The organism is Chryseobacterium taeanense (assembly GCF_900099685.1).
GTDB classification, from domain to species: Bacteria; Bacteroidota; Bacteroidia; order Flavobacteriales; family Weeksellaceae; genus Chryseobacterium; species Chryseobacterium taeanense.
The window spans coordinates 458,701-476,825 of sequence record NZ_FNDW01000001.1; the positions used below are offsets into that span (position 1 = coordinate 458,701).

Consider the following 18,125-nt stretch of genomic DNA (forward strand, 5'->3'; position numbering starts at 1 on the left):
ATGAATATGAATGCATTCACCAGAGATCAATTTGATACAGCCGTTACAGGATGGGCAAATTGTTGTTCAGATTTTTACGCAATTACAAAACTTATCCCTACAAATTACGTTTTCACTTTTGATGCCGAACAGATGGACTGGATGAGAAATCTGAATAAGTACAATGAATTTTGTACTGAAATCGGAGTTTATCAGGGACAGCTTGTTGCTATACTTTGCCCATTAGACGGAGGAGGAAAGAGACTTGTTGTAGATAAATTTCCTTACTGTCCTCTACAGGAATTGGATAGAGATCTTAGGCTAATGCAAGTAAAAGAGTACGTCATTGTAAGAAATGCTGTTCTTTCAAAAGATCTGGAGAGAGTTGATAATAATGTAAATGCATATCTTCCGGTTACTAACGAGCCTATTCTGGAGCAGGATAAAGCTGTGGAAGCTATAGAATCCTGGAAAGATGAAGGAATGACATGGTTCTACAGAGAATGTACAGAGTTTAAAGGCAGCAGGATTTTCAAAAGATTTTTTGTGCCAATGCAGGATATTACCCCGTCGAAATCCGGATTTACCCATGTGGTATGTTCTTTCGGACTGAAGTTTTCCGATGTATATCAGAGGCTTTTACCGACTCTTATTTTTATCTCATTTTATGAAGACCTTCAGAACTCAGGCAGCATAGAGACTATTTCCAATACTTACGACTGGTCTCAGCCATGCCCTCCGATGTGTCCGTTAAATTAATATTCAAAATCTATTGTGGATACGTACAAAGTAATACTTTATCTTAATAATACTTTGCTTTTTATTTGTGCTTTTATAGGACTTATAAAGTACAGATTTTTTAAAAACACAGAAAAATGGTATGTTTATTATATCATTTTTCTTTTTTTGATTGAAGCTGCTGTTAAACTTTGTTTTTATATTTTCGGAATTAAAGATGTTAATTTCGTTTTTCCATTCTATGTTGCCGGGGAACTTCTGTTGCTGGGAGTTTTGTTTATAAGGAAGCTGAATATGTCGGTCTATTGGTATATCCCGGTAGCATTGCTTGCAGCGTTCTTTTTTATAGATTCTCAGGTGACGAATGATGTAAAGAAAGTGATCTCTAATATTGTGGTAATTTGCTTTGCCGGATATGCTTTGCTGATGGAGATTAAGAACAGCAAGATCAACGACCGTTTTCTGCTTGCAGACAGTTTTATCTTTCTGTATTATGCGCTGTCGGTCTTCTTATTCTTCCTGCTAAGGCAGCTTTCGGATCTTGGAACAGAGGAGGCTACTATGATCTGGAGTATTAATAATATTCTCAGTAGTGTTTTGTATTTATCCATCATATATACGTTTTTAAAATTAAAGAAATAACGCTCAATATCAGCTTTTTTATCACGTTAATTATCGTTTTGGTAATTATCATGAGTTTCATTTTGCTTGCGTACAGAAGCTTTATCCAAAGGATTATTAAAGAGAAAAATGCGCAGCATGAGGCGGAAGTCCTGCATCAGAAAAATCTGGTGCTCGAAAATATCAAAGCCCAGGAATCCGAAAGGAAAAGAATTGCTGTAATGATTCATGACGACATCGGAAATAGACTGAATATCTTATCATTATGGCTTAATAATCTCGATACAAAAGGCGACGAGATTATTAAAAAAAATATTACCACCCAAATGTCTTCTCTTATCGATTCTGCAAGAAGTATTTCACATTCATTATATCCGGTAAATCTTGAGACCGTGGGACTTGTTTTATATATAGAAGAACTCATTGCCAATTTATCTGGAAGGATAAATATCTCAATGAATGTAAGCCCGAAGTTTCAGAAGAAAGATATTTTTACAGAAGTTCAGCTCTACAGGATTATTCAGGAGTTTACAACCAATGTTCTTAAACATTCGGAAGCTTCAAGAGTGTGGATTTATATCAAAGATAATCAAGACAATCTGGCTGTTGTAATTTCAGATAACGGAGAAAGCTTTGAATATGATGAAGTGAAAAAAGGAATGGGTATCAAAAATATAGAATCCCGAATAAAATCCATGAACGCCACACACAAATGGAAAAATGTTTTGGGTAAAGGAAGCCGGCTAATCATTAAAATCCCTAATAACCATGAATTCGCAAATCAAAATAGCATTAATTGATGATGAACAGCTCATCCTGGAAGGGGTAAAAATGTTACTGTCTTCCGAACAGAATATTTCAGTGGTTTCTACATCCGACAATGGACCGGATTTTCTCGAAACTTTGGAGAATTCTTCAGAAGAAAACTTTCCTGATATTGCTTTGGTTGATGTTCAGATGCAACCGATGAATGGTTTTGAGTTGGTTGAAATCCTCAAGGAAAAATATCCGAATCTTAAAATCATTATTCTTTCTTCTCATTACAAAACGACGATTTTAGGATATATGGTAAAGCTTGGTGTATCTGCATTTCTTCCTAAAAATTCTAATCGGAATGCTTTTATAGAGGCAATCTCCATGGTTTATAAAAACGGAATTTTCTTTACACCGGAAGACCATCAGATGATTTTTTCTTACATGAACAGCCCCACCAAGAAAAAAACACTCTTTGAGATGGATGACGAGCTTTCCGACCGCGAAAAAGATGTTGTAAAACTTATCTGTCAGGAATATACCAATAACGAAATTGCAGAAAAACTTTTCATAAGCCCGAGAACTGTAGAAAGCCACAGACAGAGAATCGTGGAAAAAATCGGGGCTAAAAATACCGTTGGGATTGTCATTTATGCCATAATTAATAATATCCATCCTTTAGACAAAATATGATTCCGTAGAAATACGGAATTTTTTATTTAGTGCTTTTTACTCTATCATCCTGTTTTTTTTCATCGTTACTTTGAAAAGTTCTTAAAACTAAGTGTTTCATTCTGAGAATGAATACAAGATAAAGCCACAAAGTGACATGAAAAGCAGCATAATTTCTGTCGGGATTTTTTTCGACGGAACAGGGAATAACGGGATGAACGCAGTTTCTCCCGAAAAACCTCCGAAAAACAACGAAAGCTATTACGGAAATATTACCAATATTTATAAATTGTTTCAACTGTTCAATGGTGAGGAAAAACTTTACGTAGAAGGAATCGGAACCGTCACTACTCAGGAAGACAGTGATTTTGCGATGGCCACCTGTATGAATCCTGCGGGATTTAAAGGATATTCTTCTGAAGATAAACTTCAGAAAGCATTTTCTTTTATTAAAAAAAAACTATCTGACACGACAAAACAATATGAATTTTACATCTACGGATTCAGCAGAGGTTCCATGCTTGCCAGAAATTTGTGCTATGAATTACTGAAACCTAATGCTTCATTTCAAGGAAATATTAAAGTGAAATTCCTTGGTGTTTTTGATACGGTAGAGTCTGCAGCTTTTAATGATTATAACGTCATGATTTTGCCCGAAACAGAAAAAGCACTTCATCTTTGTGCCATAAATGAGAGCAGATATTTTTTTCCGTTAACAGGTTTTTTTGAAAATTCAGGATTAATGCAGGATTCAAAATTTGAGACGGGAAATGCAGCATGGAAAGAAATTTTTGTTCCCGGAGCACATGCTGATATTGGCGGCGGTTACATTGAGGGTTCCCAGTCGATTTATGTTTCTCCTAATTTTCTTGTGGATAAAGAAATTCACGCTTATCTGGATGGAGTCAGAACCACAGCGACGGATGCCGAAAGCCATAAAATATGGAATTATCTGCTGAATGATTATAAGGTAGATCGGGGCGAAATTTTTTCTCAGGCTTATATTGTCAGAGAATATGTTCACAACGATTTGTCTAAGGTCTATGGGAAACTTATGCTAGAAGAATCCAACGCAGAAAAGCCCATTTTCAGTACTGATTTCAGTGAATCCGATTTTTTAATTGATGTTGAAGAACATCCTTATTTAGCACATTTTTCAAACACTCTGGAAAATTATGCACAGAATCTTTCTACAGAAATCAAACCTGTTTATGATTATCAAAGACTGGCAGATTATACACATATTTCAGCAAATTTCGGTTTATATCTTCCTGCCATTCTGGAAAATTCCGAAGACGGAGGTCATGCAGAATTCATCAATAACGGACTGAATGTTCCCGGAAATTACGACGATCAGCTTAAAGTAAGCCAGTCAAAATTACAATTAGAAATACATCACATAGAAGATTCTATCGTAGATTACGCATATGGTACCAATATTCCGAATAATGATAATTGGAGCCGTACGATATTGATTAAGGAAAATTTATACAATAAATGTTAGTACTTTTTCAGTTTTAAATTTAGGTGTGGAGCTGTCCTGGTAAGACAGCTCTTTTTTTTGTTTTTTTTAAACAAAATCATTTTTTAAGAACCACATTTACAAGAAGTTCTTTTTCTTACACTCAGTTCTTTTATTTTCCGTATTTTTGCACGCGAAAATTCATTATTCACTATTAATCATTATTTATCATGCTTTCGGTTCAAGGTTTAGGGTTACATCATTCGGGAAACTATCTTTTTCAAAACGTAAATTTTACGATTAAAAAAGACGATAAGATAGGTCTGGTCGGTAAAAACGGAGCAGGGAAATCTACATTGCTGAAAATGCTTTCAGGAGAAATCAACTTCTATGAAGGGAATGTAGTGCCTGAAGGAAACATCACAATCGGATTCCTGAAGCAGGATCTTGATTTTGTAAAAGGAAGAACTGTTTGGGCAGAAACAATGCAGGCTTTTGAACAGATCAACGCATGGAAAAATGAATTGGAAGAGGTGAATCATCAGATGGCAACAAGAACCGACTATGAAAGCGATTCTTACACCGATCTGATTAATAAAATGACTGAATTGAACGACCTTCTCATGAACCACGACGCTTACAATCTCGAAGGCGACATGGAAAAAGTACTGTTTGGTTTAGGATTTAAAGCAGATGATTTTCAAAAGATTACCGATGAATTTTCAGGAGGATGGAGAATGAGAATTGAGCTGGCAAAATTACTTCTTCAAAAGAATGACATCATGCTTCTCGATGAGCCTACCAACCACCTCGATATGGAATCTATTATCTGGCTGGAAAACTTCCTGAAAGATTATCCTGGAGCAATTGTTCTGGTAAGTCACGATAAGCAGTTTATGACGGCTGTCTGTAACCGTACTTTTGATATCAATAATAAAAAGGTTGACGATTACAAAGCCAATTATTCAAAATATCTCATCATGCGAGAAGACCGCCGTGAAAAGCTGATTCAGGCTAAAAAGAATCAGGATGCGGAAATCAAGCAGATGGAAGACAATATCAATAAGTTCCGTGCCAGTGCTACCAAAGCATCATTCGCACAGTCTCTTATTAAAAAATTGGATAAAATTGAGCGTATCGAGGTTGATAATGAAGACGTTTCTAAATTCAATATCCGTTTTGTACAGTCAGTTGTTCCCGGAAAAGTCATTTTTGAAGCTGAAAAGTTAGGAAAGGCTTATGGGCAGAAACAGATTTTCGATGATGTAGATTTTATCGTTCAGCGAGGTGACAGAATTGCGCTATTGGGACAAAACGGTCAGGGAAAAACAACATTAGCCAAAATCCTTGCAGGAGATATTAAAGATTATTCAGGTTCTTGGAATCTTGGACATAATGTGAATATCGGGTATTTTGCCCAAAATCAGGAAGAAGTTTTAACGCCTAATAAAACTGTTTTGGAAGAAGCGGAAGATGCAGCAACCGAAGAAACAAGACCGAGAGTAAGAGATTTGTTAGGATCCTTCCTGTTTCAGGGAGAAGCCGTGACGAAGAAAACAAAAGTGCTTTCCGGGGGCGAGAGAAACCGTCTGGCATTGTGTAAGTTACTTTTACGTCCGTTCAATACCTTAATCATGGACGAACCTACGAACCACCTTGATATTCAGTCAAAAGAAATTATCAAGTTGGCGTTGCAAAAGTTTGAAGGAACATTGATTGTAATTTCTCACGACAGGGAGTTTCTGCAAGGGCTTTGCGATAAAATTTATGAATTCCGTGACGGACGGATGAAAGAGTTTTTAGGCGATATCAACGAATATCTTGAATACAGACAAAAAGAAACCATCCGCGAAATTTCTGCTGAAAAAGCAAAACTTCATGGAGAAGAAAATAAGGTTGAGGTAAAGGCTAAGAAACAGGAATTACCGGCAGCAGAAAGTCAGCAACAATCGACCATTATAAGCAAAGAGCAGAAAAATATTCAGAATAAACTGAAGAAGGTAGAAGAGAAAATTACCGAGCTGGAAACAAAAGTTGAGGAATTTGAAGCATCATTTACCAAAGAAAACCCTTCTGAAGAGACGCTGGAAAAGTATAATAAAACCAAAGAAGAACTCGATCTTGCCCTTCAGGAGTGGGAATATCTAGGTTCTCAATTAGATTGATTTATTTGCATTATCATGAAATAAAGATGCTTCAATAATTTCAGCATAACACCGCTGTAAATTTATTGTTAAATAATACAGCTAGTGTTAGAATTGTCATGCTGAGCCTGTTGAAGCATCTATGTATCTAAATAACAGGGTATTAATTGTAACAAAAACTAAATTATTACAACATATTCCTGAGTCTTATCTCGACTTTAAGAAAACTTTAATGTAAATTTTTAATTTATTTTTATAATTTTGACGAATGGTCTTTAAAGAAAGCAGAAATCTGAAAATTTTTATTTCCAAATTGTTGTTTGGAATATACTTTCTTGCAATGTTTTCTCAGAATTTCCATAGCCACAGTTCTGAAGATGTTTTTAAAAATTTTAGTTTTAAAAAATCAGAAAATACCATTTCAAAAAATTTGGTAAAAGAAAAAGCCGGGGACTGTCTGGCGTGTCATTTTCTTGCTACCGGAAATACATTATTGCCTGAAGAATTCAGCTTATCCTTCGAAAATTATACCCATGAGGTAAAGCAGCTTATCATTATTCAGGAGAAAATCTGGTCTCAGACAAAATTTACCTTTCAGCTTCGGGGGCCACCCGCAATTTCATAATTCACAGATTCTTTTCGGATTTTTTTTGACTTAAATTTTAAAAATTTAAATATTTTTTTGATGGAGTATTGAACCATTAATAGATAATTAAGTTGTTAAGAATAATAAGATCAATGCATTAATTGATGTTAATTGAAATAACTCATTCCAAAAAAATCCAATCAACAAAATTTTTTCGAAAAAGTACTTTAAGAAGTACGTAATCAATCTATTTAACAATGAAATTGATCTATAGTTTTATGCTTATCCTTTGTGGATTTGCATTAACAAACGCACAGCAGACTTACTCTGTAGAAGGAACTGTAAGGGATTTTCACGATAAAACCATGCTGGAAAATGCAGTCGTGAAGATCGGAGACTTTTCGGCAAAAACAGATAAAAACGGTAAGTTTTCTTTCAGCAAAATTCCTGCGGGAAATTATATACTCATTGCTAAACATCCTGATTGTAATGATTATACTGAAAATGTAGGAATTACACAGGATTTGCATTTGGCCATTACACTTGAACACCATATTCAGGATATTGAAACAGTGACGATTCACGGAAGTCATAAGAATAATGGAAGTATGGTTGTGAAAACGATTGATAAATCGACGATTTCACGGAATATTACAGAGAACCTCGGCAACCTGCTCACCAATATTTCAGGTGTTAATACCCTGAAAACCGGGAATAATATCTCAAAACCTATTATCCATGGTCTTTACGGAAGCCGCGTGGCTATTCTTAACGATGGCGTAAAGCTTGCAGAACAGGAATGGGGAGTTGAACACGCCCCTAATGTTGATATCAATAATTTTGAACATATTGACGTGGTAAAAGGAGCTTCTGCCCTGAAATACGGTAGTGGTGCTGTAGGAGGAGTGGTTGTTCTGCAGCCTCAGGTTCTGCCTAAAAAAGATACGATCATGGGCGCTGTCGCGCTTTCAGGAATATCTAATGGACGCGGAGCGGGTCTCAATGTAAAGCTGGCTAAAACCTGGGAAGATGGCTGGGCCGTTAAAACCAATGGAAGTTTTAAAAAGCTTGGAGATCTTGATGCCCCGTCGTATGGCCTTATGAATACAGGGCTTCAAAGTTCAGGATTTAACTTTGGAGTTCAGAAGATGACTTTTAACAAAGGTTTTTCTTTTGATTATTACCTTACAAAAAGCTCAGTAGGAATTCTCAGAAGCTCTCATGTAGGCAATTCGGAAGACCTGTATCTAGCACTTACTTCTCCGGAGCCTATATATCAAAGGGATTTTAGCTATAGTATTGATAATCCGAGACAGGATATTGAACATCATATTGCTAAAGTTTCTGCTTACCAGAGATTTGAAAATTTTGGAAAAATTACGGCCACTTACAGCTTTCAATACAACCACAGGCAAGAGTATGATATCCGTCGTGGAGAAGAGCTCAGCAAAAAGCCTGCATTGGATCTCGAGCTGATCACCAACGATCTTAATATTGACCACATCATAGAAAGAGGAAAATGGAATCTTGAATCTGGAATTAATGTAGGCTATCAGAATAATTATTCCAATACGGATACGGAAGCAAGACGTCTTGTTCCAAATTATGACAGATATTATGCCGGAATTTATTCTGTTTTTAAATATAAAATTACCCCTGATCTGGATATGGAAGTTGGCGGGAGATACGATTTTGATCATTATGAAGTGACAAAATGGTACGACCTGAGCGACTGGAATAAGCTTTATGCTGCTGATTACTCAGATTTTGAAGTGAGAGTAAACCAAAACAGGATTCTTACAAAACCGTCGTTAAGTTATCATAATGTTTCGGCAAACGCAGGAGTCGTTTACCGTCCTTTCCAGAATTTTGATCTGAAATTCAACTATGCGAGGGTTTCAAGATCTCCGAATGTTGCTGAGCTGTTTTCAGACGGACTGCATCATTCGGCAGCGATTATTGAAAGAGGAGATATGAGGATTAAAAGCGAAACGGGAAATCAGTTTAATGTAGTGGCAGATTTCAGAGCCAATGTTTTAAAAGGGTTGAATATTTCTTTGAATCCATATTTCTTTTACACCAAAAATTTTATTAATGAAGTTCCTTCAGGATATCAAAATACGCAGTGGGGTGGTGCTTTTGTCGTGTACAAGTACGAGCAGATTGATGCAAAAATGTACGGCGTAGATCTTGATGTTCAGCTTAAAATTACCGATAATCTTGCCTACAAAGGAAGCGCAGCGTACGTGTATGGGCAAGATCTCACTCATGATGTACCTTTAATCATGATGATGCCGCCGAATTTTAATAATTCATTAGAATTCAGTAAAAAAGAATGGAAAAACTTTTACTTTAATGTAAGCAACAACACTTACCTTAAGCAAACGAGATTCCCGATTTACAATATTCCTATCAGATTATTTGATTCAAACGGCAATGCATACAATCAGGAGGTGGATATTTCTACTCCTCCGCACGGATATTCACTCTGGAACTTTCAGACCGGAGTGGGACTGTCGAAAAATTTTGGAGTTGATTTTTCAGTCCGTAACCTATTTAATAAGTCGTACAGAGATTATCTGAACAGACTTCGTTTCTTCGCCGACGACATGGGAAGAAATTTTATCTTAACTCTTAAATATCAATTTTAATTACTTAAATCAAAAAAATGAAAAATATTTTTAAAAATACAACACTTATCGCGGGATTATTATTTTTATCAGCTTCTTTAAGCTTAACTTCTTGTAACAGAAGTGATGACGAAGCAGATGATCTTCCACAGGAAGAATTGTCTGATGTTCTGCTAAAAGTTACCGATGCATCTACGGGAACTTCTGTAGTGTATGATTATCAGGTAAACAGCACTACCAATCCGAATGTTAAACTGGTTGATGGACATACTTATAATGTAGAAGTAATGTTCAAGAATGGCGATGAAGATGCTACACAGGAGATAAAAGATGCTGTAGATGAGCATTTTTTAGTGTATAATTTTCCAAACTCTGATATTACGTTGACTCGTACTGACGATCCGGGTTTTGTAAGAGGTGACGGCAACCATGTCGGAATAAAAACAAAATGGGTGGTGAATACGGCAATTAAAAATACTTCTGCCCCTGCACAGCTGGTACTTACGCTATATCATGAGCCGGTAACTGTGTCTGAAGCTTCCTCTGCAAGCGGAAACGGAGTTGTTTACGGTACCCATACGGGAGGGGAAACCGATGCTCAGGCAAATTATAATATTATCAATTAATATATCCTTAATCTTGTTAACAAAACCACTGATTTTTTTCGGTGGTTTTTTTATTTAACATTATTTGGCTTTTTAAGTTAAGCTTAATATAGAGATTTTCATAAAATTTTCCTATTTTTGCAACCTAAAATTTTAATCAATAATGAAGGTTACCGCACAAAACCATGATGATGTAAGTGCATTGCTTACAGTGACATTGGAAAAATCTGACTATAAAGAAAAAGTTGAGAAGCAATTGATTAATTATGCTAAAAATGCGCAAGTTCCTGGTTTCAGAAAAGGAAAAGTGCCTTTAAGTATGGTTAGAAAACAATACGAAGCTGGTATTGCATTCGAAGAAATCAATAAGCAGGTTTCTGATGCTTTGAACAACTACGTCAACGAAAACAAATTAAGATTAGTTGGTCAGCCTGTTCCTCAGCCTGTAAATCAATTAGATTATAATGCAGATCAGCTGGAAGTTGCTTTTGAAGTAGGATTCGAGCCTGATTTTACTATAGATTTGGCTAAATACGAAGCACCTCACTATAAAGTTGAAGCTTCTGAAAAAGAAATTAACAAGAGTATCGAAAATATGCAGAAGCGTTTCGCTGAGCAGGTTCCTCAAGATAAAATCACTAAAGATTCTTACATTGCCTTAGAAGTTTCTCAGGTTGTGGAAGAAAATGCGGAAGGAGAACACCACCACCATCCTAAAAACGTTACCGTTACTGCTGAAAACAAAGAAGCTTTCAAATTGGTAAAAGGTTTAAAAATGGACGGATCTGTAAAAGTTTCTAAAGAAACTCTTGCCGGTGACGAAGAATTGGCTAAAGAATTAGGATTCTCTAAAGAAGAAGTTGAGCATTTACACCACAATGAAGTTGAGGTAAAAGTAAAAGATTTCTATTCTTTGAATCTTGCAGAACTTAACCAGGAACTTTTTGATAAAGTGTACGGAGAAGGAAATATTAAGTCTGAAGAAGAATTGAAAGAAAAAGTGAAAGCTGAACTGGATGAATATTTCCAGCAAAATGCAGACGTTCACTTTGTAAATAAAGTATTGGAGCAGATTTCTGAAAAAGAAGAAGTAAAGCTTCCTGAATCTTTCTTAGTTAAATGGTTATTATTCTCTAACCAGAATATTCAGTCTGAAGAGCAGGCGAAAGAAATCCTTGAATCTGAGAAAAACCAGTTAAAATATCAGATCATCGAAGGTAAATTGATGAGTGATAACGAAATACAATTGGATTACGCAGATGTTTTGGCTCAGGCTGAACAGTTAGTAAGAAACCAATTGGCGATCTACGGAATTCACCATTTAGGAGATGAAGAAATTCAGAAATATGCTGTTGAAATGTTGAAAGATCAGGAGCAGGTAAGACAGATTTCTTCTGAAGTTGCTATGACAAAACTGAAAGATGTTATTCTTGAAAAAGCAACAAAAAAAGAAACTGCAATCTCTCACGATGAGTTTTTAGAAGAGCTTAAAAAATAATTTATATCATCATAAATATTTTGAAACCACCATTTTGGTGGTTTTTTTATTATATAATCCGTAAAATTTATCATTCAATATTCATATATTTACGGTCTAAATTTAGTATATGAAAAAGATCATCATTCCGTTTTTATGCGCTGTGCTTTATGCTGCTCCGGTGGCTGCACAAAAAACATCTGCCGCTCCCGCTAAGACGGAAGCTGTGAAATCAAAATTAACACCGAAAGAAGTTATAGATAATTATCTTACTGCTCTTGGAGGAAAAGATAAACTGGAAAACGTTAATACTACACTTATAGAGAATACACTTACCGTTCAGGGAATGGATATTACCATGACAACTAAGAAAATGGGTAACAAATTCAAGTCTGAACAATCGGTGATGGGACAGAAAATGGTTCAGTTCTTCGATGGTGAGAAGGGATATTTTGAACAGGGAGGTCAGAAAATGGATATTCCGGCTGATAAGATTACAGAATTAAAGAAAAGTAAAGTGATCGACGCATTGTCGTATGATCCTGCAAATTTTTCAACGGTTACTGTAGAAAAAATTGACGGAAAAGATTACAATGTTTTAAATTCAGATAAAGGAAAATTCTACTTTGATGCTTCTACCGGTCTGCTGTACAAATCTACTGCAGCAGAAGGAACAGCAATTGTAAAAAGTTATATGACCGTAGACGGAATAAAATTCCCGCAGGAAATCGAAGCTGAAGGAAACGGCCAGAAAGTAATTATAAAGACTACAAAAATTACCGTTAATTCAGGTGTTTCTGATGCGGACTTTAAATAGAAACCTAAACCATTTAATATCAAAAAGCCGGGAAAGCCGGCTTTTTTTGATTTAGTTTCCTGATAATAAAACCGTTCATTAATTTTTTACAGGACGGTTTATTTTAATTTCGAATGTTAAGCTTCGGATTCTTTTTTCCATTCATCGGCAACATCACTCAGGACATCATAGAATTCTTCTCCATATTTTCTGATTAGTGGCGTTTTCAGGAATTTGTAGACAGGAACCTGCAGTTCTTTTCCTAAAGCGCAGGCATCACTGCAAACGCTCCATTCGTGATAATTTAAAGCTGTAAAAGAAGAATATTCTGTTACCCGAATCGGATAGAGGTGACAGGAAATTGGTTTTTGCCAGTCGACGGCACCATCTTCGTAAGCTTTTTCAATACCACATTTCGTGATGCCTTTTTCATCAAAGGTTACATAGGCGCATTCGCGGTCTTCCACCATGGGAGTTACATACATGCCGTCCATAGGATCAGTCGTCCACGTTCCCTGTTCTTTCAGCGCTTTGATGCCTTCCGGGGTGAGGTAGGGCTTAATTTTATCAAAAATACTATCTAAAATTTCAAGCTCATCTTTATCCAAAGGAGCACCCACGTCTCCTTCTACACAACAGGCACCTTTACATTTGCTAAGGTTGCAAACAAACTCTTCAGAAAAAATTTCTTCGGAGATCAATTTATCGTCTATCTGAATCATAATCTTTTAAAATAAATCAAAATAAGTTCCGGCTTTAAAGCCAATTAAACTGAAAATAATTATCCATAATGATATTTCCTGCATCCAGTATTTCGGCAAAAACCTCAGCATCCGGCTGAGAATAATTGTGGACGGAAAGGCAAGAAGCAGTAAATATTCATAAGTTTTATTCATGTAAAGTATAATGGTAATAAGCTGAGCAACAGAAAAAACCATTAAAAAAGTGTATTTGTATCTGCTGACCGGACTTTTCTTATTGTAATTTTTGAAATGGTCGTACACAGCATAAATCAGCATCAACGCAATGGGAACCAAAGGGAAAAGGTTTTGGTAATCTGTAATAAGTGTCATTTTACCGAAGGGAAAATAATCCATATTCCAGGAAGTGAAATTCATAAAAAACATCACGGAAAAGTAACTGAAAACAATCAGTAAAATGCCCAGTAAAAATCTGAAAATATTTAATCCGATTCTCTCAGAAGTAGCAATTACGTGAATAATTACAAAAACCGCCATTGGCCACGTCGTAGGGAGAAAGATGAAATTCAGGGCTACGATTGATCCTACCAGCACATAAGATTTTTTTCTGATATCCTCGTTTGTACTGGTAAGAAGTAAGAGGAGAAAAGAATTGGTAAGAAGTGAAACGGCAAGTCCGATATCGATTTTTCCGGAATAGAGACCAAAAATAAAAAATGTATATAAAAATAAAGGCAGATGCGTCTGATAATTCAGTGCAATACTGTGAAAACAAAAATATCCCAATGCGATCCCAAGAAATGTAATTCCGGCAATGATTGCTTCATAGGTGTTGAAATTCAGAAAGTTAAAAGTTATTACTATTAAAAGAAGAAATCCAATATAAACCGGTATTGAAAAAATATTGCTTTCTTTTGAAAGTAATTTAAACATTTTTTATAAATTTGTACAAAGTTAATTTAAAAAAGGAAAATAATGACGTCTTTCTTTCTATTCTTAAGCAAAGTTTTCAAATGGTCGTTTGGTTTTTTTGATGCATTCGGAAACGTATTAAACTGGATTTTATTTATTGTTTGCTGCGCATTGTTTACCTACTGGTGCTATGTTTTGGTGTCTACTCTTGGCAACAATAAAGACAAAGACTACTATTCTCCAACGGAAGGGAAATTCCCTTACTATGATCCTAATATCTACAAAAAAGAAGGTTAATTAATTGGTTATATAGTAAAAAGCCGATCAAATTTCTATTTGGTCGGCTTTTTTTATTGTTAAATAATTAAGTTTATTTATTCATGAATAGGCAATACCAGCACAGGAATATTAGAATCTTTAGTAATTCCTTTTGTTAAGCTCCCTACAAAGACATCGTAAATTCCGCTTCGTCCGTGTGATCCCATCACGATAAAGTCTGCTTTTTTTTCATGTGCATGCTCAAGAATGATATCTTTGGCGATACCCTGTTTTAGAATATGTTCGCAATCTACATCGTGAGCGAGAATTCTTTGTTGAATTTTGTTCAGTTGCACCAGCTCCTCTCTGATTTCGTTCTCCTCAACCTCCGGAAAATACTGGAATCCCATATCTCCGATTGCAAAACCAATATCAGATGGTGCTACGTGAATAAGGAAAATTCTGCCGTTTACCTGCTTTGCAAATTTTACGGCCCCTTCTATAAGCTGTTCTGTTTTGTCCCCAAAATCTACGGGCAATACAATATTTACCATAACCTTTAATTTTGTGTACTAAAGTTAAGAAAAATATAGCAGAAAGCAGTGTTAAATTATCTATAATATTCTGATATCAATCACTTTTTGATCTTCAAGGTATGCTTCCAGAATGTCGTTTTCTTCGACTTTGCCAACACCTTTTGGAGTACCTGTAAAAATCAGATCACCTACTCTTAAGGTAAAATATTGCGAAACAAAAGCAATAATATCATCAATACCGAACATCATATCTTTTGTATTTCCGTCCTGAACTTTTTCTTTGTTCTTTAATAATGAAAAATTCAAAGATTCAAGATTAAAATCCTCTTTTTTAAAGAAATTTCCAACTACAGCAGAGCCATCAAAACCTTTGGCAAGTTCCCAAGGTAAACCTTTTGACTTCAAGTCACTCTGAAGATCCCGAGCCGTAAAATCAATTCCCAGTCCGATTTCTTCATAATGTTTGTGAGCCGTTTCTTTCTGGATGTATTTTCCCCCTTTTGAAATTTTTACGACCACTTCCAGTTCGTAATGAACATCATTTGAAAACTCAGGAATATAAAAATCATTTCCTTTCAGAACAGCCGTATCAGGTTTCATAAAAATGACTGGTCTTTCCGGGATTTCATTTCCCAGTTCTTTTGCGTGTTCGCTGTAATTTCTTCCTATACAGATTATTTTCATAATTTTTTATTTTGTCATTGCGATAAGCTCATGCGACGAAGCAATTTCATCTCACATTATTTAGTCAATTTATTTTTCAATGATAGTAAACTTCCTTCCTCCATCTTTCAGCTTCCTTTCTTTTTTAAGAGCTATTTCCCGCTTTCCGCTATATCTTTTGCTCCGCTCCGCTGCACAAAAGGATGTCGCTGCAATCGGGGCTAGAGTAGTTGTTGCCCTTTCAAAGTTTGTCATTGCGAACCGAAGGTGAAGCAATCTAAAAAACTGCGTGGTACAGAAGATTGCTTCGTCGCTTCTGAACTTTGTTCGCAGACCTTCAGTCTGTTCGCAATGACATAAAATCACTGAGTGAAACGCCATTGCAGACAAAAAATAGCCACATTAAAATTCAAAAAAACTTCGCGCTTTAGCGTTAAATATATTTTTACTTTACATTTGATCCTTCAAAATGAGAAATATGATATCATGCCAAGCTTGTCGAAGCATCTAATGAGTAAACTCATTTCCACAGTAATAACACACGAATTTATGGCTTGTCAGAATTGAAATACCAAAAAAACTTGTCGCGCTGTCATCCCTGTAAATATGATTGGATCCACATTTTGGGCATACAAAATCAAATTCGGGATCTGCAATGGTGTGTTCAACTTCCAGAGAAAACACTTCATTTTCTTTATAATCCTCCAAAACCTGATTCGCCTTCTCCAGATCTTCTTCAAAAACCTGAAGTTGGATTCCGCCAACCGCCTGCGAAAGAAGCCAGTCTGACTGGATCAGCTGTTCGTTTGCAATAAAGCTGTTAATACCGTTTTCAGCCAGAATCTGCTTATCTCTGTTGGCTTGCAATGCCGTTTCGTAAAATTTGAATTTAACAAGTTCGCTCATGATTAAAATCTGCTTGATAACTGGATTTTCGTAAAGACTTTCTTAGTGTACAAAGGAAATTCTGCATTCTGAAGCCATCCGAAGTATCCCAGATCCTTTTGAAACACAACTTTCACACACTGTCCTTTATACTTTCCGAAGTTGAAAACTTCCTCCAGTTTTTCGTTGTACCCGATAAATCCGGCAAGATCTGCGTGTTTATTATGAAAAGTAAACTCGCTCAACGGTCCGATTTCATTCGGAATATCATCATACTTTCCGACCTGTGCATCCAGAACCTCGAAAGTTGCCATTACATCAGCCTCCGCAGAGTGTGCATTTTCTAATGTTTTTCCACAGTAAAATTGATATGCAGCACTAAGGTTTCTCGGTTCTTTTTTATGGAAGATCGTCTGTGCATCTACTAGTCTGAACTTGCTCAGATCAAAATCAATGCCCACTCTCAGCAATTCTTCTGCCAGTAAAGGAACATCAAAACGGTTTGAATTAAAACCTCCCAGATCACTTCCGGCAAGCATTTCCATGATTTTCGGAGCAATTTCTTTGAACGTAGGCGCATCTTTTACATCTTCGTCATAGATTCCGTGGATTTCGCTGCTTTCTTTCGGGATCGGCATTTCAGGATTTACTTTCCATGTTTTACTTTCTCTCGAGGCATCAGGATTCACTTTTAAAATGCAGATTTCAACAATCCGGTCTCTTCCGATGTTGGTTCCTGTTGTTTCTAAATCAAATATACAGAGCGGTTTATGTAATTTTAAGTTCATTTTTTATAATTTGAAAATTTGAGAATGTGTTAATTTGAAAATGGAATTACGATAGAATTATCCTATTTCAATTGTTTTTGAAAGATAAGAGAAATTAAGATATAATAAATGATGACTAAAGGAATTCCGACTGTTTTAAAGATAATTAAAATAATAACAGAACCAATCAATAATGCGATTTTTGGATAATTATCCTGCAGCTTCATCGATTTGAATTTCATCGCGATCATTTTGATCGGTGAAATCAGAAGCCATGACGAAAGTATTGTTAAAATAATCATTAACAAACTGTTATTTGCTAAATGAACAAATATTTCTTCATGTATAACAGTATAATATAATCCAAAGATTAAAATGGTATTACTTGGCGTATTCAATCCTTTGAAATAATATTTCTGATCTTCATCAAGATTGAAAATAGCGAGTCTTAAACAGGAAAAAAGGGTAATCAGCAATCCAAAATATTTAACCTCAAAAGGTAAAGTGATTCCTGAAAGATTGTTTCCAAATGGTTCAAGAATTTTAAACACTGTCAGACCTGGAACCAGCCCGAAGCTCACCATATCTGCCAATGAATCCAGCTGAACGCCAAGATTAGAATTTGATTTTAAAGCTCTTGCCACAAAACCGTCAAAGAAATCCAGAATCAAAGAAAAAATCAGGCAGATGGCAGTCGTCTGATAATCACCCAAAATAAGATGAATAGCACCTACACAGCCGGAAAAAAGGTTTCCTAATGTGATGGCGTTGGCAAGATTATTTTTAATAAAATTCATAGTCACAAAATTAAAACAATAAATTAGTTAAACAATGTGCCAATTCAATAGTATAACAATTTAACAATAATTATTGAATCACTTCAATTTTTCATTGATACAATATTACATTGATATATCACTATATTGTTTTACTGTTGCAT

General features: G+C 35.6%; 20 protein-coding genes. 12 read left to right on the forward strand and 8 right to left on the reverse strand.

Annotated features, from left to right (window positions below):
- Nucleotides 1–6: 6 nt before the first annotated feature.
- The 11 genes from BLR30_RS02125 to BLR30_RS02175 all read left to right on the forward strand — a co-directional run bounded on the left by BLR30_RS02125 (nt 7) and on the right by BLR30_RS02175 (nt 12,484).
- Entirely contained in the window at nt 7–738 is a 732-nt protein-coding gene (locus BLR30_RS02125; protein ID WP_089854618.1) for a hypothetical protein, read from the forward strand.
- A 15-nt stretch (nt 739–753) separates the two neighbouring features.
- A complete protein-coding gene (locus BLR30_RS02130) occupies nt 754–1,359 on the forward strand; it encodes a hypothetical protein (RefSeq protein WP_139164571.1) in 606 nt (201 codons plus the stop codon).
- Between the two features lie 50 nt (nt 1,360–1,409).
- Entirely contained in the window at nt 1,410–2,138 is a 729-nt protein-coding gene (locus BLR30_RS02135) for a sensor histidine kinase (RefSeq protein ID WP_228400681.1), read from the forward strand.
- Complete coding sequence (locus BLR30_RS02140; protein WP_089853989.1) at nt 2,107–2,784, forward strand: response regulator transcription factor; 678 nt, start codon at nt 2,107–2,109, stop codon at nt 2,782–2,784. Before BLR30_RS02135 ends, BLR30_RS02140 begins: the two co-directional genes overlap by 32 nt.
- A gap of 136 nt (nt 2,785–2,920) precedes the next feature.
- Nucleotides 2,921–4,267 (forward strand): T6SS phospholipase effector Tle1-like catalytic domain-containing protein, encoded by a 1,347-nt coding sequence (locus tag BLR30_RS02145; RefSeq protein ID WP_089854624.1) that lies wholly within the window; start codon nt 2,921–2,923, stop codon nt 4,265–4,267.
- A 188-nt stretch (nt 4,268–4,455) separates the two neighbouring features.
- Nucleotides 4,456–6,390: an ABC-F family ATP-binding cassette domain-containing protein gene (locus BLR30_RS02150; RefSeq protein ID WP_089853992.1), complete on the forward strand. Its 1,935-nt coding sequence runs from the start codon at nt 4,456–4,458 to the stop codon at nt 6,388–6,390.
- Nucleotides 6,391–6,637: 247 nt separating this feature from the next.
- Nucleotides 6,638–6,994, forward strand: a complete 357-nt coding sequence (locus BLR30_RS02155) for a hypothetical protein (protein ID WP_089853995.1) — start codon at nt 6,638–6,640, stop codon at nt 6,992–6,994.
- Between the two features lie 218 nt (nt 6,995–7,212).
- Entirely contained in the window at nt 7,213–9,606 is a 2,394-nt protein-coding gene (locus tag BLR30_RS02160; protein WP_089853998.1) for a TonB-dependent receptor, read from the forward strand.
- A 17-nt stretch (nt 9,607–9,623) separates the two neighbouring features.
- Nucleotides 9,624–10,211, forward strand: coding sequence for a hypothetical protein (locus BLR30_RS02165; protein WP_089854000.1), 588 nt, complete (start codon nt 9,624–9,626; stop codon nt 10,209–10,211).
- Nucleotides 10,212–10,353: 142 nt separating this feature from the next.
- Nucleotides 10,354–11,688, forward strand: a complete 1,335-nt coding sequence (locus tag BLR30_RS02170; RefSeq protein WP_089854003.1) for a trigger factor — start codon at nt 10,354–10,356, stop codon at nt 11,686–11,688.
- Nucleotides 11,689–11,797: 109 nt separating this feature from the next.
- Entirely contained in the window at nt 11,798–12,484 is a 687-nt protein-coding gene (locus tag BLR30_RS02175) for a hypothetical protein (RefSeq protein ID WP_089854006.1), read from the forward strand.
- A gap of 116 nt (nt 12,485–12,600) precedes the next feature.
- On the opposite strand, the gene BLR30_RS02180 is transcribed toward BLR30_RS02175, so the two are convergent.
- Together BLR30_RS02180 and BLR30_RS02185 are read right to left on the reverse strand one after the other, a co-directional pair.
- On the reverse strand, nt 12,601–13,185 hold the full coding sequence (locus BLR30_RS02180; protein WP_089854009.1) for a DUF3109 family protein: 585 nt from the start codon (nt 13,183–13,185) through the stop codon (nt 12,601–12,603).
- Nucleotides 13,186–13,191: 6 nt separating this feature from the next.
- Nucleotides 13,192–14,097 carry a DUF6427 family protein gene (locus tag BLR30_RS02185; RefSeq protein ID WP_089854012.1) on the reverse strand — a complete coding sequence of 302 codons (906 nt, stop codon included), beginning with the start codon at nt 14,095–14,097 and terminating at the stop codon, nt 13,192–13,194.
- A gap of 42 nt (nt 14,098–14,139) precedes the next feature.
- Here BLR30_RS02185 and BLR30_RS02190 point away from each other — a divergent pair, with 42 nt between their 5' ends.
- Nucleotides 14,140–14,373: a DUF6341 family protein gene (locus BLR30_RS02190; protein WP_089854015.1), complete on the forward strand. Its 234-nt coding sequence runs from the start codon at nt 14,140–14,142 to the stop codon at nt 14,371–14,373.
- A gap of 77 nt (nt 14,374–14,450) precedes the next feature.
- Here BLR30_RS02190 and BLR30_RS02195 read toward each other — a convergent pair whose 3' ends face one another.
- The 6 genes from BLR30_RS02195 to BLR30_RS02220 form a co-directional block, all read right to left on the reverse strand.
- Nucleotides 14,451–14,888 (reverse strand): universal stress protein, encoded by a 438-nt coding sequence (locus BLR30_RS02195; protein ID WP_089854018.1) that lies wholly within the window; start codon nt 14,886–14,888, stop codon nt 14,451–14,453.
- Between the two features lie 60 nt (nt 14,889–14,948).
- Nucleotides 14,949–15,554: a fumarylacetoacetate hydrolase family protein gene (locus BLR30_RS02200; RefSeq protein ID WP_089854020.1), complete on the reverse strand. Its 606-nt coding sequence runs from the start codon at nt 15,552–15,554 to the stop codon at nt 14,949–14,951.
- A gap of 69 nt (nt 15,555–15,623) precedes the next feature.
- Nucleotides 15,624–15,914: a hypothetical protein gene (locus tag BLR30_RS02205; RefSeq protein WP_089854023.1), complete on the reverse strand. Its 291-nt coding sequence runs from the start codon at nt 15,912–15,914 to the stop codon at nt 15,624–15,626.
- Between the two features lie 126 nt (nt 15,915–16,040).
- The gene (locus BLR30_RS02210; RefSeq protein WP_089854026.1) at nt 16,041–16,439 is read right to left on the reverse strand and encodes a putative signal transducing protein; all 399 of its coding nucleotides are present in this window, start codon (nt 16,437–16,439) and stop codon (nt 16,041–16,043) included.
- Between the two features lie 2 nt (nt 16,440–16,441).
- Entirely contained in the window at nt 16,442–17,206 is a 765-nt protein-coding gene (locus BLR30_RS02215) for a 3'-5' exonuclease (protein WP_089854029.1), read from the reverse strand.
- Nucleotides 17,207–17,268: 62 nt separating this feature from the next.
- Nucleotides 17,269–17,982 carry a CDP-alcohol phosphatidyltransferase family protein gene (locus BLR30_RS02220; protein ID WP_089854032.1) on the reverse strand — a complete coding sequence of 238 codons (714 nt, stop codon included), beginning with the start codon at nt 17,980–17,982 and terminating at the stop codon, nt 17,269–17,271.
- Nucleotides 17,983–18,125 lie beyond the last annotated feature (143 nt).

Excerpts from the sequence above, each read along its gene's own strand:
- BLR30_RS02170 (WP_089854003.1), top strand. The coding sequence starts at position 10,354 with ATGAAGGTTACCGCACAAAACCATGATGATGTAAGTGCATTGCTTACA.
- BLR30_RS02155 (WP_089853995.1), top strand. The coding sequence starts at position 6,638 with ATGGTCTTTAAAGAAAGCAGAAATCTGAAAATTTTTATTTCCAAATTG.
- BLR30_RS02220 (WP_089854032.1), bottom strand. The coding sequence starts at position 17,982 with ATGAATTTTATTAAAAATAATCTTGCCAACGCCATCACATTAGGAAAC.
- BLR30_RS02145 (WP_089854624.1), top strand. The coding sequence starts at position 2,921 with ATGAAAAGCAGCATAATTTCTGTCGGGATTTTTTTCGACGGAACAGGG.
- BLR30_RS02165 (WP_089854000.1), top strand. The coding sequence starts at position 9,624 with ATGAAAAATATTTTTAAAAATACAACACTTATCGCGGGATTATTATTT.
- BLR30_RS02200 (WP_089854020.1), bottom strand. The coding sequence starts at position 15,554 with ATGAAAATAATCTGTATAGGAAGAAATTACAGCGAACACGCAAAAGAA.
- BLR30_RS02160 (WP_089853998.1), top strand. The coding sequence starts at position 7,213 with ATGAAATTGATCTATAGTTTTATGCTTATCCTTTGTGGATTTGCATTA.
- BLR30_RS02205 (WP_089854023.1), bottom strand. The coding sequence starts at position 15,914 with ATGGCGTTTCACTCAGTGATTTTATGTCATTGCGAACAGACTGAAGGT.
- BLR30_RS02180 (WP_089854009.1), bottom strand. The coding sequence starts at position 13,185 with ATGATTCAGATAGACGATAAATTGATCTCCGAAGAAATTTTTTCTGAA.
- BLR30_RS02190 (WP_089854015.1), top strand. The coding sequence starts at position 14,140 with ATGACGTCTTTCTTTCTATTCTTAAGCAAAGTTTTCAAATGGTCGTTT.
- BLR30_RS02210 (WP_089854026.1), bottom strand. The coding sequence starts at position 16,439 with ATGAGCGAACTTGTTAAATTCAAATTTTACGAAACGGCATTGCAAGCC.
- BLR30_RS02135 (WP_228400681.1), top strand. The coding sequence starts at position 1,410 with ATGAGTTTCATTTTGCTTGCGTACAGAAGCTTTATCCAAAGGATTATT.
- BLR30_RS02215 (WP_089854029.1), bottom strand. The coding sequence starts at position 17,206 with ATGAACTTAAAATTACATAAACCGCTCTGTATATTTGATTTAGAAACA.
- BLR30_RS02195 (WP_089854018.1), bottom strand. The coding sequence starts at position 14,888 with ATGGTAAATATTGTATTGCCCGTAGATTTTGGGGACAAAACAGAACAG.
- BLR30_RS02140 (WP_089853989.1), top strand. The coding sequence starts at position 2,107 with ATGAATTCGCAAATCAAAATAGCATTAATTGATGATGAACAGCTCATC.
- BLR30_RS02125 (WP_089854618.1), top strand. The coding sequence starts at position 7 with ATGAATGCATTCACCAGAGATCAATTTGATACAGCCGTTACAGGATGG.
- BLR30_RS02175 (WP_089854006.1), top strand. The coding sequence starts at position 11,798 with ATGAAAAAGATCATCATTCCGTTTTTATGCGCTGTGCTTTATGCTGCT.
- BLR30_RS02150 (WP_089853992.1), top strand. The coding sequence starts at position 4,456 with ATGCTTTCGGTTCAAGGTTTAGGGTTACATCATTCGGGAAACTATCTT.
- BLR30_RS02185 (WP_089854012.1), bottom strand. The coding sequence starts at position 14,097 with ATGTTTAAATTACTTTCAAAAGAAAGCAATATTTTTTCAATACCGGTT.